The organism is Maritalea sp. (assembly GCF_047634455.1).
Classification (GTDB): Bacteria; Pseudomonadota; Alphaproteobacteria; order Rhizobiales; family Devosiaceae; genus Maritalea.
On record NZ_JBLIAI010000026.1, the window covers coordinates 1 to 17,170 of the forward strand.

15 protein-coding genes are annotated in these 17,170 nt (G+C 51.0%); 6 read left to right on the plus strand and 9 right to left on the minus strand.

The window, feature by feature from the left end:
* Positions 1-421: 421 nt before the first annotated feature.
* The 4 genes from trmD to ffh all read right to left on the minus strand — a co-directional run bounded on the left by trmD (position 422) and on the right by ffh (position 3,766).
* Entirely contained in the window at positions 422-1,117 is a 696-nt protein-coding gene (gene trmD, locus ACJAZW_RS08465; protein WP_415157026.1) for a tRNA (guanosine(37)-N1)-methyltransferase TrmD, read from the minus strand.
* Positions 1,118-1,125: 8 nt separating this feature from the next.
* Positions 1,126-1,680: a ribosome maturation factor RimM gene (gene rimM / locus ACJAZW_RS08470; protein ID WP_415157028.1), complete on the minus strand. Its 555-nt coding sequence runs from the start codon at positions 1,678-1,680 to the stop codon at positions 1,126-1,128.
* Positions 1,681-1,710: 30 nt separating this feature from the next.
* Complete coding sequence (rpsP, locus tag ACJAZW_RS08475; protein WP_415157030.1) at positions 1,711-2,133, minus strand: 30S ribosomal protein S16; 423 nt, start codon at positions 2,131-2,133, stop codon at positions 1,711-1,713.
* A 73-nt stretch (positions 2,134-2,206) separates the two neighbouring features.
* Entirely contained in the window at positions 2,207-3,766 is a 1,560-nt protein-coding gene (ffh, locus tag ACJAZW_RS08480; RefSeq protein ID WP_415157032.1) for a signal recognition particle protein, read from the minus strand.
* A gap of 317 nt (positions 3,767-4,083) precedes the next feature.
* On the opposite strand from ffh, the gene dapF reads away from it, so the two are divergent.
* The 4 genes from dapF (at position 4,084) to ACJAZW_RS08500 (ending at position 8,152) form a co-directional block, all read left to right on the plus strand.
* Entirely contained in the window at positions 4,084-4,953 is an 870-nt protein-coding gene (gene dapF / locus ACJAZW_RS08485) for a diaminopimelate epimerase (RefSeq protein ID WP_415157034.1), read from the plus strand.
* Positions 4,950-6,215 carry a tRNA (N(6)-L-threonylcarbamoyladenosine(37)-C(2))-methylthiotransferase MtaB gene (gene mtaB, locus ACJAZW_RS08490; RefSeq protein ID WP_415157036.1) on the plus strand — a complete coding sequence of 422 codons (1,266 nt, stop codon included), beginning with the start codon at positions 4,950-4,952 and terminating at the stop codon, positions 6,213-6,215. The genes dapF and mtaB overlap by 4 nt, the downstream gene beginning before the upstream one ends.
* Positions 6,216-6,356: 141 nt before the next feature.
* Complete coding sequence (ftsY, locus tag ACJAZW_RS08495; RefSeq protein ID WP_415157038.1) at positions 6,357-7,481, plus strand: signal recognition particle-docking protein FtsY; 1,125 nt, start codon at positions 6,357-6,359, stop codon at positions 7,479-7,481.
* Between the two features lie 77 nt (positions 7,482-7,558).
* Positions 7,559-8,152, plus strand: coding sequence for a septation protein A (locus ACJAZW_RS08500; protein ID WP_415157040.1), 594 nt, complete (start codon positions 7,559-7,561; stop codon positions 8,150-8,152).
* Between the two features lie 97 nt (positions 8,153-8,249).
* Here ACJAZW_RS08500 and ACJAZW_RS08505 read toward each other — a convergent pair whose 3' ends face one another.
* Genes ACJAZW_RS08505 through ccmA form a run of 5 tightly spaced genes read right to left on the minus strand, consistent with a single transcriptional unit; the run spans position 8,250 to position 11,074 of the window.
* On the minus strand, positions 8,250-8,801 hold the full coding sequence (locus ACJAZW_RS08505; protein ID WP_415157042.1) for a DsbE family thiol:disulfide interchange protein: 552 nt from the start codon (positions 8,799-8,801) through the stop codon (positions 8,250-8,252).
* Positions 8,798-8,971, minus strand: coding sequence for a heme exporter protein CcmD (gene ccmD / locus ACJAZW_RS08510; protein ID WP_415157044.1), 174 nt, complete (start codon positions 8,969-8,971; stop codon positions 8,798-8,800). The genes ACJAZW_RS08505 and ccmD overlap by 4 nt, the downstream gene beginning before the upstream one ends.
* Entirely contained in the window at positions 8,968-9,768 is an 801-nt protein-coding gene (locus tag ACJAZW_RS08515; protein ID WP_415157046.1) for a heme ABC transporter permease, read from the minus strand. The genes ccmD and ACJAZW_RS08515 overlap by 4 nt, the downstream gene beginning before the upstream one ends.
* Positions 9,769-9,776: 8 nt before the next feature.
* Entirely contained in the window at positions 9,777-10,442 is a 666-nt protein-coding gene (ccmB, locus tag ACJAZW_RS08520; protein ID WP_415157048.1) for a heme exporter protein CcmB, read from the minus strand.
* Positions 10,439-11,074: a heme ABC exporter ATP-binding protein CcmA gene (gene ccmA, locus ACJAZW_RS08525; protein WP_415157050.1), complete on the minus strand. Its 636-nt coding sequence runs from the start codon at positions 11,072-11,074 to the stop codon at positions 10,439-10,441. Before ccmA ends, ccmB begins: the two co-directional genes overlap by 4 nt.
* 353 nt (positions 11,075-11,427) lie before the next feature.
* Here ccmA and ACJAZW_RS08530 point away from each other — a divergent pair, with 353 nt between their 5' ends.
* Together ACJAZW_RS08530 and acnA are read left to right on the plus strand one after the other, a co-directional pair.
* Entirely contained in the window at positions 11,428-14,220 is a 2,793-nt protein-coding gene (locus ACJAZW_RS08530) for a bifunctional aconitate hydratase 2/2-methylisocitrate dehydratase (RefSeq protein ID WP_415157052.1), read from the plus strand.
* A gap of 213 nt (positions 14,221-14,433) precedes the next feature.
* Positions 14,434-17,109, plus strand: a complete 2,676-nt coding sequence (acnA, locus tag ACJAZW_RS08535; RefSeq protein WP_415157054.1) for an aconitate hydratase AcnA — start codon at positions 14,434-14,436, stop codon at positions 17,107-17,109.
* Positions 17,110-17,170 lie beyond the last annotated feature (61 nt).

Below are 17,170 nucleotides of genomic sequence, written 5' to 3' on the forward strand. Positions count from 1 at the left end.
GGTAGCGCATGCGAGGGACCTCCAATCGGCGGGGGTGCCGGGGAAGCGCTAAAGGCGCGACGGCGGCGCGTAAAATGCTCGGGGGTGCCGGGGAAGCGCTAAAGGCGCGACGGCGGCGCGTAAAATGCTCGGGGGTGCCGGGGAAGCGCCAAAGGCGCGACGGCGGCGCGTAAAATGCTCGGGGGTGCCGGGGAAGCGCCAAAGGCGCGACGGCGGCGCGTAAAATGCTCGGGGGTGCCGGGCCAGCCTGCGCGGCGTGAGCGCTAAAAGATGCCGAGCGCAGCGACCAACGGCGGCGCGAAAAAAAGGGTAGGTCCCGGATCAGGTCCGGGATGGCCAGCGGGTCGCGGGTAAGTCAAAAGTTGTTGGCACTGCACGCCTCAAGACACTCATGGCTTCCCCGGCCTTGAGCCGGGGTCAGCTATTTTTTGCGCTTAAACGCATCCCACAGGTCGGGGCGGCGGTCGCGGGTGAGTTTTTCAGATTGCTGTTGCCGCCAACGCCCAAGTTTTTTGTGGTCGCCGCCGGTCACTACGCCGGGGATTGAGGTGCCTTCGAACTCGGCGGGGCGGGTATATTGGGGATATTCGAGCAGGCCATTTTCAAAGCTCTCGTCCATCTCGCTTTCGTCAGACCCCATTACGCCGGGCAGTAGCCGCGTGGTGGCTTCAAGCAGCACCATGGCCGCAACCTCGCCGCCGCAAAGTACATAATCACCCACAGAGACCTCAATGAGGTTGCGCTGGTCGATGACGCGTTGGTCGATGCCTTCAAAACGACCGCAGATGATCACGGCGCCGGGGCCTTTAGACAAGGTGCGCGCATAGTCTTGAGTAAGTGGTTTGCCGCGCGGGCTCATCAACAGCCGTGGGCGCGGGTCGTCGGTTGGTGAAACATCGTCGATGGCAAGCGCCAAAATATCGGGTTTGAGCACAAGGCCGGGGCCACCGCCTGCTGGGGTGTCGTCGACCTTTTTGTGTTTGTCTGTCGCATAGTCGCGCAATTGGGTGGCTTTGAGGGACCAAAGACCATTGTCCATCGCGCGGCCAATAATGGATGCGCCAAGGGGGCCGGGAAACAGTTCTGGAAACAGGGTAATGACGTCCGCGCGAAACATGGGCTTGCCTATTCTGCTTCGAACGCTTCTTCCTCATCCACTTCAATCTCGGTGGGGGGTATGAAGGTCACAAAACCTTCTGCCACATTGATCTCCGGGATAATGCGCTTGGTGAACATATAGAGTTCTGATGGGCCAAGGATCGGGCGAATTTCGAGCACATCGCCTGCGCCATGGTTTTGGATGGCGGTGACAGTGCCATATTTGTCGCCGTTTTCCAGCTTCACCTCAAGCCCGATCAAATCGGCTTGGTAAAACTCGTCTTCGTTTGTTGTTTCAGGCAATTGATCGCGATTGACATAGAGTTTGACGCCATTGAGCGTTTCAGCCGTTGTGCGGTCAGCAACGCCGCTAATTGAAGCAACGATAACGGTTTTGTTTAACCGTGCTTTGTTGATCGTGATTTCTAGGCCCGGGCGATTTGTGCTGAACGGCGAGTATTTTTTCAACGCCAGCGGGTCGTCGGTGTGCGATTTAATTCGCACTTGGCCTTGGATGCCATGGGCAGCACCAATCTGGCCCATAAGAACCCGATTTTTGAATTTCTTTTCAGTGCTGTCCATGACGTATTCCTTTGCGAAGCGGTGAGAGAATTACTCTGCCGCTGCTTCTTCTACTGGTGCATCTTCTGCTGGTGCTGCTGCTTGTGCAGCGGCTTCGGCTGCAGCCGCTGCTGCATCTTCTTCAGCTTGACGTTTTTCGTCCAAACGCTCTTGAGCTTTTTTGCCTGGAAGGCCTTTGTTTGGATTGTTTTTCTCGCTACGTTTTAGCAAGCCAGCTGCGTCCAAGAAACGGTGCACGCGGTCAGTTGGCTGTGCGCCAACAGAAAGCCAGTGTTGAATGCGCTCTTGGTCCAACTTGATGCGACCTTCGTCGTCTTTTGACAACATTGGGTTATACGCACCAACACGCTCAATAAAGCGACCATCGCGCGGGGCGCGCACGTCCGCAATTACGATGTGGTAGTAAGGACGCTTTTTAGAGCCGCCACGGGCCAAACGAATTTTAATTGCCATTTTATATTCTCCTTAGATGGGTTTTGAACCGCCCGTTTGAGCGGTAATTTCTCTTGTTACTTGATAGGGGGAGCTACTTTTTGCCGCCCAATTTAGGACCCAAACCGGGAAGGCCGGGGAAGCGCGGAGCGCTGCCTTTAAGCAAATCATTGACGTTGGTGGGCAGAGCTTTTGTGGTCGATGGGGCTGTAAGGCCGCCAAGGTCAGGCATTTGCCCGCCCATTTGCTTTTCCATTTCGGCCAGCATTTGCGGATCCATTTGTGATGGATCGATATTGGGCATTGAGCCACCGCCGCCAAACATGCCGCCTAAAGCGCCTGCGATGCCGCCTTTGCCTTTGGACATTTTTTTCATCATGTCGGCCATTTGGCGATGCATTTTGATCAGCTTATTGATTTCTTGCACAGAGGTGCCAGAACCCGCAGCCACACGCTTGCGACGCGAGGCGTTCAACAGATTGGGTGTGGCGCGCTCTTTTTTGGTCATGGACTGGATGATGGCGACCTGACGATCAAAAACCTTTTCATCCACATTGGCTCCAGCAAGCTGCTTTTTCATTTTGCCCATGCCCGGCATCATGCCCATGAGGGAGCCCATGCCGCCCATTTTTTTCATTTGAAGCAGTTGGTTTTTCAAATCATCAAGATCGAAAACCCCCTTCTTCATTTTCTGGGCCATTTTCGCCGCGTCTTCAGCATTGACGGTTTCTGCGGCTTTTTCGACGAGCGAAACAATGTCGCCCATACCCAAAATCCGGTCAGCGACGCGGCTTGGGTGGAAATCTTCTAAATCTTCAAGCTTTTCACCTGTCCCCAAAAATTTGATCGGCTTACCGGTGACCGCGCGCATGGACAGCGCGGCACCGCCACGGCCATCGCCATCAATACGGGTCAGCATGATGCCGGTGATGGCCACGCGCTCATCAAACGAGCGGGCCAGGTTGACAGCATCTTGGCCGGTGAGCGCATCGGCAACCAGCAAAATCTCGTGAGGGTTTGTGGCGGCTTTAATTTCCGCCGTTTCCGCCATCAGCTCTTCATCGATATGGGTGCGGCCCGCCGTATCAAGGAACAGCACATCATAGCCGCCAAGTTTTGCGGTTTTTTGCGCGCGCTTAGCAATTTCGAGTGGGGATTGACCTGCGATAATTTCAAGCGTGTCGACGCCGATCTGGTCGCCAAGGATTTTGAGCTGTTCCATCGCCGCTGGACGTCTTGTATCCAGCGAAGCGAGCAAAACCTTTTTGTTTTGCTTTTCTTTAAGGCGCTTGGCGATTTTGCCTGTCGCGGTGGTTTTACCCGCACCTTGCAACCCAACCATCATAATCGCAACCGGTGGGGTCGATTTAAAATCGAGCGGGACAGAATCGGTGCCCAAAACCGCAACCAGTTCGTCATTTACAATTTTGACGACTTGTTGGCCTGGGGTGATCGATTTGGTGACTTCTGCGCCAATGGCGCGGTCCCGAACCTGTTCGACAAAACCACGGACAACTTCAAGGGACACATCTGCTTCAATCAGGGCCCGGCGAACTTCGCGCAGGGCTTTGTTCACGTCGTCTTTAGAAAGAGCGCCGCGGCCTGTAATTCCATCAAAAATGCCGCTTAAGCGGTCGGAGAGGCTTTGAAACATTTATCGTCCCGTCATCAAATTAAAATCCAGCTGATCGTGCTGTTTTTCTAAATGGTCATTAAACTGCCCAAATGGAAGCCCAAAAATCCATAAGCTTTTGACACCCACGGGCGCAACGCGCTGGTGGATGTTGACCCCCTGTATCGGTTAGACCGCACAAGGTAGTGGCTTAAGACTTACTCGACCAATTAAACTTATTGGGACGTGCATTAGAGGAATGGGGGCTTTGAGTCAATTACTCTTGATGTGATATGGGTAGTAATTGGCCCTAATCTGCGCCATATAGGGCGAAAGCTGGCAATAATATAGGCACTAAGATGAGCAGCGACGCGGTTTCTTATTTGAAAATGAATGGTTTGGGCAATGATTTTGTGGTCATTGACGCACGAAAGCGTGCGCTTACATTCACTGAGGATAAGGTGCGCTGGATTGCGGATCGCGAAGTTGGCGTGGGCTGTGACCAGTTGATCATCATGGAACCGCCACAAAACGAAGATGCGGACATTTTTATGCGTATCTATAATGCTGAAGGCGGCGAAGTGGATGCTTGTGGCAACGCCACCCGCTGCGTGGGTTATCTGATGGCTCAAGAACTGGGTCGGCCCGATATTACCATTCAAACCAATGCTGGTCTTTTAAAGTCAGTATTGAGCGGCGACAGCGTTACCGTTGATATGGGCGTGCCGCGCTTGCAATGGCAGTTGATCCCGCTGGCTGAAGCGTTTGAAGACACCACAGGCATTGAGTTGCAAATTGGCCCGATTGATGCACCGGTTTTACACACACCATCTGTGGTGAATGTGGGCAATCCGCATGCGATTTTTTGGGTTAAAGATTTGGATGCGCATGATTTGAGCAAGGCGGGGCCGTTGCTTGAAAATCATCCGGTGTTTCCAGAACGAGCAAATATCTCGTTGGCACAGGTTATTTCGCCCACCCATATTAAAGTTAAAGTGTGGGAACGCGGAGCGGGCCTGACCAAAGCTTGTGGCACGGCGGCTTGTGCGGTGGGAGTTGCTGCTGTGCGCAAAGGCTATGCGGCAGGCAAAATTGATGTGGAATTGCCTGGCGGCATTTTGCAAATCGAATGGCGCGAAAGCGACAAGCACATCATGATGACTGGGCCTTACGAGACCGAATTTGAGGGCGCGTTGCCCGCTGATTTATTCGAGGAAGATGCTGCATGAGTGTGCAAACGCTAACATTTGGCTGTCGGCTCAACACATTTGAATCTGAAGTAATGAAAGATCAGGCCAAACAAGCGGGTTTGGATGATGTGATCATTGTCAATTCATGTGCGGTGACCCAAGAAGCTGTGCGCCAAACCCGTCAAGGTATTCGCAAAGCGCGACGTGAAAACCCGAACGCCAAAATCATCGTCACCGGATGTGCAGCACAAACCGATGCTGAGAGTTTTGCGGCGATGGGCGAAGTTGATTTGGTGATGGGCAATGGTGAGAAGATGAAGGCTGAGACCTATCAAGGTCTCAAGTTCGGGATAGGCGGCAATTCAAAAATTCTCGTTGATGACATTATGAGCGTTAAGGAAACCGCAGGTCATCTGATTGAAGGCATGGACGGTCGGGCGCGGGCTTTTGTGCAGGTGCAAAATGGCTGCGATCACCGTTGCACCTTCTGCATTATCCCTTATGGCCGTGGACCTTCGCGCTCTGTGCCGATGGGCGTTGTGGTTGATCAGATCAAAAAGCTGGCAGACAATGGGGTTGGTGAAGTGGTGCTGACCGGGGTGGACATTACTTCTTACGGGCCAGATTTGCCGGGCAAGCCAACTTTGGGTAAATTGACCCAGCAGATTTTAACCCATGTGCCGCAGCTTAAACGTTTACGAATTTCTTCGATCGATAGTATTGAAGCGGATGAAGCTTTAATGGAGGCGCTTCGGTCTGAACAGCGTTTAATGCCGCATTTGCACCTGTCGTTGCAGTCTGGCGACAATATGATTTTGAAGCGCATGAAACGCCGCCATTTGCGCGAAGATACGATTGGCTTCGTCAATGAAGCGCGCAGCATTCGGCCTGATATGGTTTTTGGGGCGGACATTATCGCTGGGTTCCCGACGGAAACGGATGAGATGTTTTTAAACTCCATGAAGATTATTGAAGAGTGCGACCTTACTTATTTGCATGTGTTCCCCTATTCCATTCGGCCTGGCACCCCTGCGGCGAAAATGCCGCAAGTGGACAAACAGATTGCCAAAGCGCGGGCAAAGAAATTGCGGGTAGCGGGCGAAAAACAGCATGAAGCGTTCTTGGCGCGGCAAGTTGGTGAGGTTCATTCCGTGTTGATTGAGCGCGATGGCATTGGCCGGACTGAGCAATTTGCCCCGATTATGATTGGCAACACCGAGCCGGGTCAGATTTTGCCAGCAACAGTGACCGGCATCGGCAAGCATGGGCTTATTGGCGAACCAATTCAGCAAGTGGCATAAATTGCATTTTGGTCTACAAATGACGCGTTGCTGCGCTTGGGGTACTCACATATGTTGAAAATGCATTGTTCGGGTTCTCACGCCGCATAATTTTCGACTGAAAATCACAATTTAAAATACCTATGGTTCCATAGAGGCATTATGACAGAAAAAAAACCGGGCTTGTTTGGCCGCTTGTTTGGCAAAAAAGAAGCGCCTGTTGAAGATGTGCTGCCTCAGGTTGCAGATACAGCGCCTGCTAAAGACCAGCGGGAAGCAGAAACGCCAGCTGATACAAGTGTTGAAGACCCTGTTGCCGCTGAGCCAATAGTGGCACCCGCCACTCTTGAACCTGAGCCTAAAAAGGGTTGGTTGCACCGTCTGTCGTCGGGATTGAAAAAGTCCTCAGACCAGCTGACCGATAATATTGGGGCGATCTTCACCAAGAAAAAGCTTGATGCTGAAACGCTCGAGCAACTTGAGGATGTGTTGATCCAAGCGGATTTGGGGCTTGAAACAGCCATTGAGATCACCCAAAAGCTGTCGAAGGACAGGTTCGACAAAGAAATTTCGGTTGATGAAATTCGCTCTGTTTTGCGCGATGAAGTGGCCAAAGTGTTAGCGCCAGTGGCGCAACCGCTGGTGCTTAATGTTCAAAATGGCCTGCATGTAATTTTGATGGTTGGGGTAAATGGTTCGGGCAAAACGACGACCATTGGCAAACTGACGGCCAAACTGACCGCAGAAGGCAAAAAGGTAGTGCTTGCCGCGGGCGATACGTTCCGTGCCGCAGCAGTTGAACAATTGCAGGTGTGGGGTCAACGATCCGGGGTTGAGGTGATCACCCGACCAACAGGCGCTGATGCTTCGGGGCTAGCGTTTGATGCGGTGACTGAGGCCAAAGCGCAGGGCGCGGATGTGTTGATTATTGATACGGCGGGGCGGTTGCAAAACCGCGATGAATTGATGGCCGAGTTGGAAAAAATCATCCGCGTGATCAAGAAAGTTGACCCAAGCGCGCCGCATTCAACCTTGTTGACGCTGGATGCCACCACCGGACAAAACGCGCTTAGTCAGGTTGAAATATTTGGCAAAAGGGCGGGTGTTACCGGGTTGGTGATGACAAAATTGGATGGTACGGCCCGTGGCGGTATTCTGGTGGCGATTGCCAAGAGGTTTGCACTGCCAGTCCATTTCATTGGTGTTGGCGAAACTATTGGCGACTTAGCGCCTTTTGAGGCTCAAGATTTTGCCGAAGCAATCGCCGGCGCAAGTGCTGTATCATAGATGGCATGGCGCTTGCGCCAGAATATTGTGTTGAATTTTAAAAAAATGATGAAGATCGCAAGAGGGTTATAGGTACGATGAGTGAGAGCAAACAACAGCCAGATGATGTGAACTGGGACGAGGTGAAGCCGCAATTGGTTAAACTGGCGCTGGAGTTGGGGCCACTGGTGTTGTTTTTTGTCCTCAATGCACGTGCGGGCATTTTTGTGGCCACGGGTTGGTTCATGGGGGCGATGGTGGTGTCGCTGTTGCTCAGCTGGTTCCTGCTCAAACGCATCGCGGTGATGCCGCTGGTAACCGGCGTCGTTGTGCTGATATTTGGCGGCCTAACGATTTATTTGCAGGATGACACATTCATCAAGCTTAAGCCTACCATCGTCAATTTGCTGTTTGGCTCTGTGTTGCTTGGTGGGCTGTTGTTTGGCCATTCTTTGCTCAAGCATGTGTTCGGCGATGTTTATAAACTCAAGCCAGAAGGTTGGCGGATACTGACCTGGCGTTGGTGTATCTTTTTCTTCATTTTGGCCCTGATCAACGAAATCGTGTGGCGCAATTTTTCAACCGATTTTTGGGTTGCGTTTAAAGTGTGGGGTCTGATGCCCCTGACGTTGATTTTTTCGTTTGTGCTTGTGGTGCCGATATTGACAAAATACGCACCTGATGCGGAGTGAAAATTGGCCGCCCCGGACTTGATCCGAGTAAGGACGAGGGTGGCCGACGGCAGCTGAGGCAACGGGTATTTTGTCTTTTACAATTACAGCCGTCCTGTTAAGTGCTTGGGAAGGCTGCCACCGCTTTTTCAATTGCTGGGATCACACTATTTTCAAAGCTTTGTGCGCTGATCGGGCCGGTATGTTTGTAAACAATCAAGCCGTCTTGATTGACCAGATAGGTTTCTGGAATGCCGTAAACGCCCCAATCTAGGCTAACACGACGGTTGCGATCTGAGCCGATCCTGTCATAGGGGTTGCCCAATTCGGCCAAGAAAGCGCGCGCATTTTCTGGTTGGTCATTATAGTTGATGCCGTAGACCTTCAGATCGTCTCGTTTTGACATTTCCAAAATGAATTCATGTTCTTGGCGGCAAGGTACACACCAACTGGCAAAAACGTTGACCACCGTGATTTGACCGATCAAGTCCGCGGTGGAAAAGCCTGGCTGGTCATGGCCCTCAATAGGTTCCAATTCAAATTGGGGTGCAGGTTTGTTCAAAAGCGCAGAGGGCAGCAAAGTCGAATCTTTACTGATTTGGCTGGCGAAAAGCGCAAACAAACCACCGGTGATGATCAGCGGTATGAGATAAATCCAAATTCGTTTCATGATTTTTTCTCTTCTGAACGGCGACGGACGCCTTTGGCTTCGAGTTCAGCTAACCGTTTTTCTTGGGTGTGGTAGTCGCGATTGACCAAAATCACCAGTGCGCCAACAAGCACACAAGTGACGATGTACGCACCTGCGATATATTCGAAATGCTGAGAGATATCGATCATATATGTTGCTCCCGTAGCCGTTGGGCGTTTCGGCGCTCAAGGGCGCGCACCCGGCGGCGCAAAATCTCGGCGCGCATGGAAATGAAATGCAACAGCAAGAACAAAAATGAAAAGCCAAAGAACATTACAAACAAGGGCAACAGGATCGACATGGGCATGGTTGGCCCGTCGGGTCTAAACACGCTGGCGGGTTGGTGCAATGTGTTCCACCACTCAACCGAAAACTTGATAATTGGAATATTGATCGCGCCAACCAGTGTGATCACTGCGATGATGCGGCCCGCGCGGGCTTGATCTTCAAAAGTGCGCCACAAGGCGATGATGCCCAAATAGATAAACAGCATCACCAGGGTTGAGGTCATGCGGCCATCCCATTCCCAGAACGTACCCCAAGTTGGTGCGCCCCAAAGTGAGCCGGTGGCAAGGGCGACGGCGGTGAAAGTCGCGCCCAAAGGGGCCGCCGCTTTGGCGGAAACGTCGGCCAATGGGTGCCGCCACACCAGTGATCCGACGGAGGCCAACACCATCACCGCGTAGGCGAACTGAGAGAGCCAGGCGTTCGGGACGTGCACATACATAATGCGCACTGTTTCGCCCTGCTGGTAATCGGCTGGTGAGTTGAAAAAGGCCAAATACGTACCAAACAGCAGCAGCGCTAAACTGATGATGGTGAGTGGCATCAACCAATATTTTGACCAAACTAGAAAGTGGCCGGGATGGGCAAGCCGCGAGAAGAAGCCCAAGTCTTGAGGGGTTGGGTCTTGCGGGGTGGGATCAATAGATGCGTTTTTCGACATATCTTTTTCTATTCGGCTCCCATTTTTATAGCAAGCGCTGCTGCAAACGGCGTGAACACCAAGGCCAACAATGTAAATCCAGCCAAAAACAAAAGTGCAGAACTTGAGGCCGTTTCAATGGCACCGGTTGATAATGCGCTCACCCCAAAAATCAGCGTGGGGATAGATAGTGGCAGAATAAGGATCGGCGCAATTAATCCGCCGCGCTTAATTGTCACGGTCACAGCAGCCCCGATTGCTCCAAAACATACCAATGCTGGTGTGCCGACAATTAAGGTGAAAATGAGTTTGAGGGTTTGATCTGCATCAAGATTGAGCAATATGGCCAACAAAGGTGTTGCCACAATCAACGGCACTGCATTGGTGAGCCAATGGGCGAGCAATTTGGCGACAACAATCATTTCAAGCGGGATATGGGCCTGGCGCATGGCAAGCATAGACCCGTCTTCATGGTCGGTGCGGAATAGGCGATCAAGCGCCAACAACAAAGACAATAGGGCAGATATCCAAATGATGGCGGGTCCAAGCTTGGATAGCAGCACTTTATCTGGACCAATGGCAAAGGGCATGATTGCGCCAACCATCACATAGAACAGCAATACCGTCATCGCGTCGCCGCCAATCCGGGTGGCGAGCTTGATGTCACGTTTTACGACCGCCCAGAATGCCTTCATGCGGATGCTCCGTTGATCATCACGGTTTTGATCTTTTCAGTTGGGACGTTGGGGATATCCAGGTGCGTAGCGGCGATGATGATGCCGCCTTTTGCTGCATGTTGAGCGATTAAGGTACCCACCCACGCTTCGCCTTGTTTATCGAGCGCAGAAGTTGGTTCGTCTAAAATCCAAATTGGGCGATCTGCGGCCAATAGGCGCGCCAAAGCCAGGCGTCTTGTTTGCCCGGCAGAGAGAATGGATGCGTCGCTATCAGCGATGGGGTGCAGCCCGGCAGCGTCGATTGCCAAGTCAATATCAGCATCGCTGCCATACAGATCGGCCCAAAATTGCAAGTTTTCGCGCACCGTTAGTGTGGTTTTAACGCCTGGTACATGGCCGATCACATGGATAAGTTCGCGGCTTGAACGCTCCTCATCGCCATTTTCTATTTCGATCAGCCCCCCGCTTGGAGGTAATGCGCCATGCAGCGCCAGCAGACATGTGGACTTTCCCGCCCCATTTGGGCCGCGCAACAGAATCACTTCGCCGGGCAAGGCATCAAAAGAAACACCCTCAAAAATGACAAATCCGCCGCGCGAACACCTTAGTTCACGCACTTTAATCGACGTTTTTTCAACCATTTTAGCCATTTGATCCATAGTGGAGTGATATTGGAAAGCAGGGCTGTGGTCCATGAATTTTTATGCATTGTGACGGGATCAAACCCAAGCAAATATGTGCAAGAGCAGCGAAATTGATGTGAGTGTATCTATAAGCTGGTCTGATGAAGCTAGTTGCGTTGTTTAATTCTGACCCAAATGGCGCTGCCAAAACTGCCAAACCCATCTCAAAACCCCAAGAGGTGCGACTAAAGAACATTCAAAATTTCTTGCAAGTCGGTGGTGGTTAAAATATTGATGCGCGCAGGACGCTTTTGCTGGCTTCGCGCAGATTATTGTGCGGCGACATTGAAAGCAACAATAGGAATGAAAGGTCGCAAACCATGGGCTTATATACGGATTATTTAAACGAGATCGAAACTCGAAAAGCTGACGGATTGCACCCCAAACCTATTGATGATGGCGCGCTGGTTGCTGAGATCGTTGAACAGATCAAAGAGACAGGCAATGCGCACCGCAAAGAAAGTCTCAATTTCTTCATTTATAACACATTGCCGGGCACCACGAGCGCGGCGGGCGTTAAAGCCAAGTTTCTAAAAGAAATTATTCTTGGCCAGTCGAAGGTTGAAGAAATCACGCCAACATTTGCATTTGAGCTTTTGAGCCACATGAAGGGCGGCCCTTCAATTGAAGTGCTGTTGGATTTGGCGCTGGGTGATGATGCTTCAATCGCTGAACAAGCAGCTGAGGTGTTGAAAACCCAAGTGTTCCTTTATGATGCGGACACAGATCGCCTTAAAGCCGCATATGATGCTGGCAATGCGATTGCCAAAGACATTCTTGAGAGTTATGCGCAAGCTGAATTTTTCACGAAGCTTGCTGGCGTTGAAGAAGAAATCAAAGTGGTGACCTACATCGCCGGGGAAGGCGATATTTCTACAGATTTGCTGTCACCGGGCAATCAAGCACACTCACGTTCAGATCGTGAATTGCACGGCAAATGCTTCATTTCAGAAAAAGCGCAGGCCGAAATTGACGCGCTGAAACTTCAGCACCCTGATAAACGTGTGATGTTGATCGCTGAAAAAGGCACCATGGGCGTTGGCTCGTCACGGATGTCGGGCATCAACAACGCAGCGCTTTGGACGGGCAAACAAGCCAGCCCTTACGTTCCATTTGTAAACTTTGCGCCAATCGTTGCGGGCACCAACGGCGTATCGCCAATCTTTTTGACTACTGTTGGGGTTACCGGCGGTATTGGCATTGATTTGAAAAACTGGGTGAAAAAATCAGGCCCAGACGGCAAGCCGATCATCAACAATAATGGTGATGCGGTACTCGAAGAAAAATATTCGGTTGAAACCGGCACCGTGTTGACCATCAACACGAAAAAGAAAAAATTGCTGGATGAAAATGGCGAGACAGAGCATGCCGATATTTCATCTGCTTTGACCGCACAAAAGGTTGAATTTATCAAAGCGGCTGGTTCATATGCCATTGTGTTTGGCAAAAAGCTGCAAACGTTTGCCGCAAACGCGTTGGGCATCGAAGCACCACTTGTTTTCGCACCAGCCAAAGAAATTTCGCATGAAGGCCAAGGTCTGACAGCAGTTGAGAAAATCTTCAACAAAAACGCCGTGGGTGTGAAGAGCAAAACCCCATTGCACGCAGGTTCTGACGTGCGGGTTGAGGTGAATATTGTTGGTTCGCAAGACACAACCGGCTTGATGACTTCACAAGAGCTCGAGGCGATGGCGGCAACTGTGATTTCGCCAATTGTTGACGGGGCTTACCAGTCTGGTTGTCACACAGCCTCTGTTTGGGACATTAAAGCGCAAAACAACATTCCAAAGCTGATGAGCTTTATGAATAAGTTTGGCTTGATTACCGCCCGCGATCCCAAAGGCAGCTATCACGCCATGACGGACGTGATCCATAAAGTGCTAAACGATATTACCGTGGATGATTGGGCGATTATTATTGGCGGCGATTCACACACCCGTATGTCTAAAGGCGTGGCCTTTGGTGCGGATAGTGGCACCGTGGCGCTGGCGCTTGCCACCGGCGAAGCGACAATGCCTATTCCTGAATCTGTGAAGGTGACGTTTAAAGGCAAAATGGCGGATCACATGGATTTCCGTGATGTGGTGCATGCTACCCAATTGCAAATGCTGGAGCAATTTGGCGAGAACGTTTTCCAAGGTCGGATCATTGAAGTGCATATCGGGACATTGTTGGCTGACCAAGCCTTCACCTTTACCGATTGGACCGCTGAGATGAAGGCGAAGGCCTCAATCTGTATCTCGCAAGATGATACGCTGATTGAGTCGCTTGAGATTGCTAAACACCGCATCCAAGTGATGATCGATAAGGGCATGGAAAATGAAGGCAAGGTGCTTCACAACCTGATTGCCATTGCCGATAAACGGATCGCTGAGATCAAATCTGGCGAAAAACCTGCACTGCGCCCTGACGACAATGCAAAATATTCCGCTGAAGTGGTTGTCAACTTGGACCAGATCATCGAGCCAATGATTGCTGACCCTGATGTGAACAATATCGAGATTTCCAAACGTTACACCCACGATACGATCCGCCCGATCAGCTATTATGGGTCGGACAAAAAGGTTGATCTTGGCTTTGTTGGCTCATGCATGGTGCACAAAGGCGACATGAAAATCGTTGCGCAAATGTTGCGTAATCTTGAAAAAGCAAACGGCAAGGTGGAGTTTAACGCGCCGCTTGTGGTGGCCGCGCCGACCTACAACATCATCGATGAGCTTAAAGCTGAAGGCGATTGGGAAATCTTGCAAAAATATTCAGGCTTTGAGTTTGATGACCTCAAACCAAAAGCCAATGCCCGCACGGAATATGAGAACATCATGTATCTTGAGCGCCCAGGCTGCAACCTTTGCATGGGTAACCAAGAAAAAGCGGCCAAAGGTGATACGGTTTTGGCCACCTCTACGCGGCTGTTCCAAGGCCGGGTTGTGGAAGATTCAACTCAGAAAAAGGGCGAAAGCTTGCTCGCCTCTACTCCAGTTGTGGTGCTTTCAGCCATCCTTGGCCGCACCCCAAGCTTGGACGAATATAAAGACGCAGTGGTTGGCATCGACCTCACCAAGTTTTCACCGCCACAGGTTAAACCGATTGACGCAAAGTCTGTGCATTTCTAGGCATAACTCAAAGCGAAAATGCGATATTTGAGGGAGGCTTTGGCCTCCCTTTTTTGTTATTGATAAAGACTGGCAAGATAGGGTTAGTTTTACTATATTTCAATTAGACGTTGCCATGGGGACAGTGATGTTTGTTTCATGGTTTTTGACCAAAATGCGATCAGTCGCTTTTGGTCAGGGCCAGTTCGAAATTCGAATAGATAGGCGATTGACGTGACCAATACTTCATTGAATAGCTTTAATGCCAAGCAAAAACTTAGCGTTGGCGACAAAATATACACATATTATTCTCTGCCTGAAGCTGAGAAAAACGGCCTTTCAGGCATTTCAAAACTGCCCAATTCATTGAAAGTGGTTTTGGAAAACCTGTTGCGTTTTGAAGATGGTCGCACGGTCACCAAGGCGGACATTCAGGCCTGCGCTGATTGGCTTAAAACAAAATCGTCCACCCATGAAATTTCATATCGTCCAGCGCGTGTGTTGATGCAGGATTTTACCGGCGTTCCAGCGGTTGTTGATTTGGCCGCTATGCGCGATGCCACCGCAAAGCTTGGCGCGGACCCACAAAAGATTAACCCGCAGGTGCCGGTTGATTTGGTGATTGACCATTCTGTGATGGTCGATTTTTTTGGCACAGGCACAGCCTTTACCCAAAATGTGACACGTGAATATGAGCGCAACGGCGAACGTTATGAGTTTTTGCGCTGGGGCCAAGAAGCGTTTGACAATTTCCGCGTTGTGCCGCCCGGAACGGGCATTTGTCACCAAGTGAACCTTGAATATTTGGCGCAAACAGTTTGGACCAAACAAGAGGACGGCGAGACCATCGCTTATCCCGATACGCTTGTGGGGACAGACAGCCACACCACCATGATCAATGGTTTGGCCGTTTTGGGCTGGGGTGTTGGTGGTATTGAAGCGGAAGCGGCGATGCTTGGTCAACCGATTTCAATGCTGATCCCAGAAGTTGTTGGCTTTAAACTTGAAGGCAATATGCGCGAAGGCATCACGGCAACCGATTTGGTGTTGCGGGTTGTTGAAATGCTGCGTGAGAAAGGCGTTGTGGGCAAATTTGTTGAGTTCTTTGGGCCGGGCCTTGATAATTTGACATTGGAAGATCAGGCAACGATTGCCAATATGGCCCCAGAATATGGGGCCACCTGTGGATTTTTCCCGGTAGACAATGAAACATTAGCTTATTTGCACACGACGGGCCGTGACGCGGATCGGGTGGCGTTGGTTGAAGCCTATTCGAAAGCCCAAGGTATGTTCCGTGATGCATCTTCACCTGATGCTGAATACACAGATAGTCTTTATCTTGATTTGGATGCGGTTGTGCCCGCGATTTCTGGCCCTAAACGCCCACAAGATCGGGTAAACTTGGACGAGGCTAAGGTAAAATTTGCTGAGGCGCTTGCCGGCGAGTATGCGAAAACCGATATGCCTGCTTCGCCAGTTGCTGGCACAGATTATTCGATCACCCATGGCGACGTGGTGATCGCGGCGATTACGTCTTGTACCAACACCTCAAACCCGGCGGTTTTGGTGGCGGCCGGGTTGGTGGCGCGTAAAGCGCGGGCGCTTGGGCTAAAGGTTCAGCCTTGGGTCAAAACCTCTTTGGCACCGGGCTCACAAGTTGTAACCGAATATTTAACCGCTTCTGGTTTGCAAGATGATTTGGACGCGATGGGCTTTAACCTTGTGGGCTATGGTTGTACCACCTGCATCGGCAATTCGGGTCCTTTGCCCACGGAGATTTCCAAAGCGATCGCTGCCAAAGATTTAGTGGCTAGTTCTGTTTTGTCAGGCAACCGGAACTTTGAAGGTCGGGTGAACCCAGACGTGAAAGCCAACTATTTGGCCTCGCCACCTTTGGTTGTGGCCTATGCGCTTGCGGGTAAAATGAGCATCGACATTACAACTGAGCCGTTAGGCACAGGCACTGATGGTAACCCGGTTTACTTGAAAGATGTTTGGCCAACGGGCGAAGAGATTTCAACGATTGTGCGCGAGAGCGTGACCCGTGAAATGTTCATCAACCGCTATGCTGATGTGTTTAAAGGCGATGCGGGCTGGCAAGCGATTAAAGTTGAAGGGGGCGAAACATATGGCTGGAACTCAGCTTCAACCTATGTGCAGAACCCGCCCTATTTTGAAGGTTTGAGTAAAGACATCACGCCGGTCAAAGACGTGAACAGAGCGCGGATATTGAGCCTATTTGGTGACAGCATCACCACGGACCATATTTCGCCAGCTGGTTCGTTTAAATCAGACACACCAGCGGGTAAATATTTGTTGGACCGTCAAGTTGGGGTGAAAGACTTCAACTCATATGGTTCTCGTCGGGGCAATCATGACATTATGATGCGCGGCACATTTGCCAATATTCGCATCAAGAATCAAATGGTGCCAGGCATTGAAGGCGGCTTTACAAAAGGCCCGGATGGCGAAGTTGCCGCCATGTTTGATGCGGCGATGGCTTATGCTGAAACGAACACCCCATTGGTGGTGTTTGGTGGCAAGGAATATGGCACGGGTTCTTCGCGGGATTGGGCCGCAAAGGGCACAATATTGCTCGGCGTGCGCGCGGTGATTGTTGAGAGCTTTGAACGCATTCACCGGTCAAACCTTGTGGGGATGGGCGTTCTGCCACTGCAGTTCAAAGATGGTGCAAGCTGGACCTCTTTGGGCCTGACAGGCGATGAAGAAGTGTCGATTGAGGGCATTGGCGATATCACGCCACGTTGCGACGTGACGGTGTCAGTGAAGTCAGCAGATGGTTTTGTGAAGACTTTTGAAGCGCTTTGCCGGATCGATACGGAAGACGAATTGGATTATTACCGCAATGGCGGGATTTTGCATTATGTCTTGCGCAATCTCGTCTCTTAACATTTGGCGATAAACGGGCCTGAGCTTGGCTGCAATTGATGAAGTTTTGCGCTTGTGGTGC

Excerpts from the sequence above, each read along its gene's own strand:
- ftsY (WP_415157038.1), top strand. The coding sequence starts at position 6,357 with ATGACAGAAAAAAAACCGGGCTTGTTTGGCCGCTTGTTTGGCAAAAAA.
- ACJAZW_RS08515 (WP_415157046.1), bottom strand. The coding sequence starts at position 9,768 with ATGTCGAAAAACGCATCTATTGATCCCACCCCGCAAGACCCAACCCCT.
- trmD (WP_415157026.1), bottom strand. The coding sequence starts at position 1,117 with ATGTTTCGCGCGGACGTCATTACCCTGTTTCCAGAACTGTTTCCCGGC.
- ACJAZW_RS08505 (WP_415157042.1), bottom strand. The coding sequence starts at position 8,801 with ATGAAACGAATTTGGATTTATCTCATACCGCTGATCATCACCGGTGGT.
- rpsP (WP_415157030.1), bottom strand. The coding sequence starts at position 2,133 with ATGGCAATTAAAATTCGTTTGGCCCGTGGCGGCTCTAAAAAGCGTCCT.
- ccmD (WP_415157044.1), bottom strand. The coding sequence starts at position 8,971 with ATGATCGATATCTCTCAGCATTTCGAATATATCGCAGGTGCGTACATC.
- ACJAZW_RS08500 (WP_415157040.1), top strand. The coding sequence starts at position 7,559 with ATGAGTGAGAGCAAACAACAGCCAGATGATGTGAACTGGGACGAGGTG.
- ffh (WP_415157032.1), bottom strand. The coding sequence starts at position 3,766 with ATGTTTCAAAGCCTCTCCGACCGCTTAAGCGGCATTTTTGATGGAATT.
- dapF (WP_415157034.1), top strand. The coding sequence starts at position 4,084 with ATGAGCAGCGACGCGGTTTCTTATTTGAAAATGAATGGTTTGGGCAAT.
- rimM (WP_415157028.1), bottom strand. The coding sequence starts at position 1,680 with ATGGACAGCACTGAAAAGAAATTCAAAAATCGGGTTCTTATGGGCCAG.
- ccmB (WP_415157048.1), bottom strand. The coding sequence starts at position 10,442 with ATGAAGGCATTCTGGGCGGTCGTAAAACGTGACATCAAGCTCGCCACC.
- ACJAZW_RS08530 (WP_415157052.1), top strand. The coding sequence starts at position 11,428 with ATGGGCTTATATACGGATTATTTAAACGAGATCGAAACTCGAAAAGCT.
- ccmA (WP_415157050.1), bottom strand. The coding sequence starts at position 11,074 with ATGGCTAAAATGGTTGAAAAAACGTCGATTAAAGTGCGTGAACTAAGG.
- mtaB (WP_415157036.1), top strand. The coding sequence starts at position 4,950 with ATGAGTGTGCAAACGCTAACATTTGGCTGTCGGCTCAACACATTTGAA.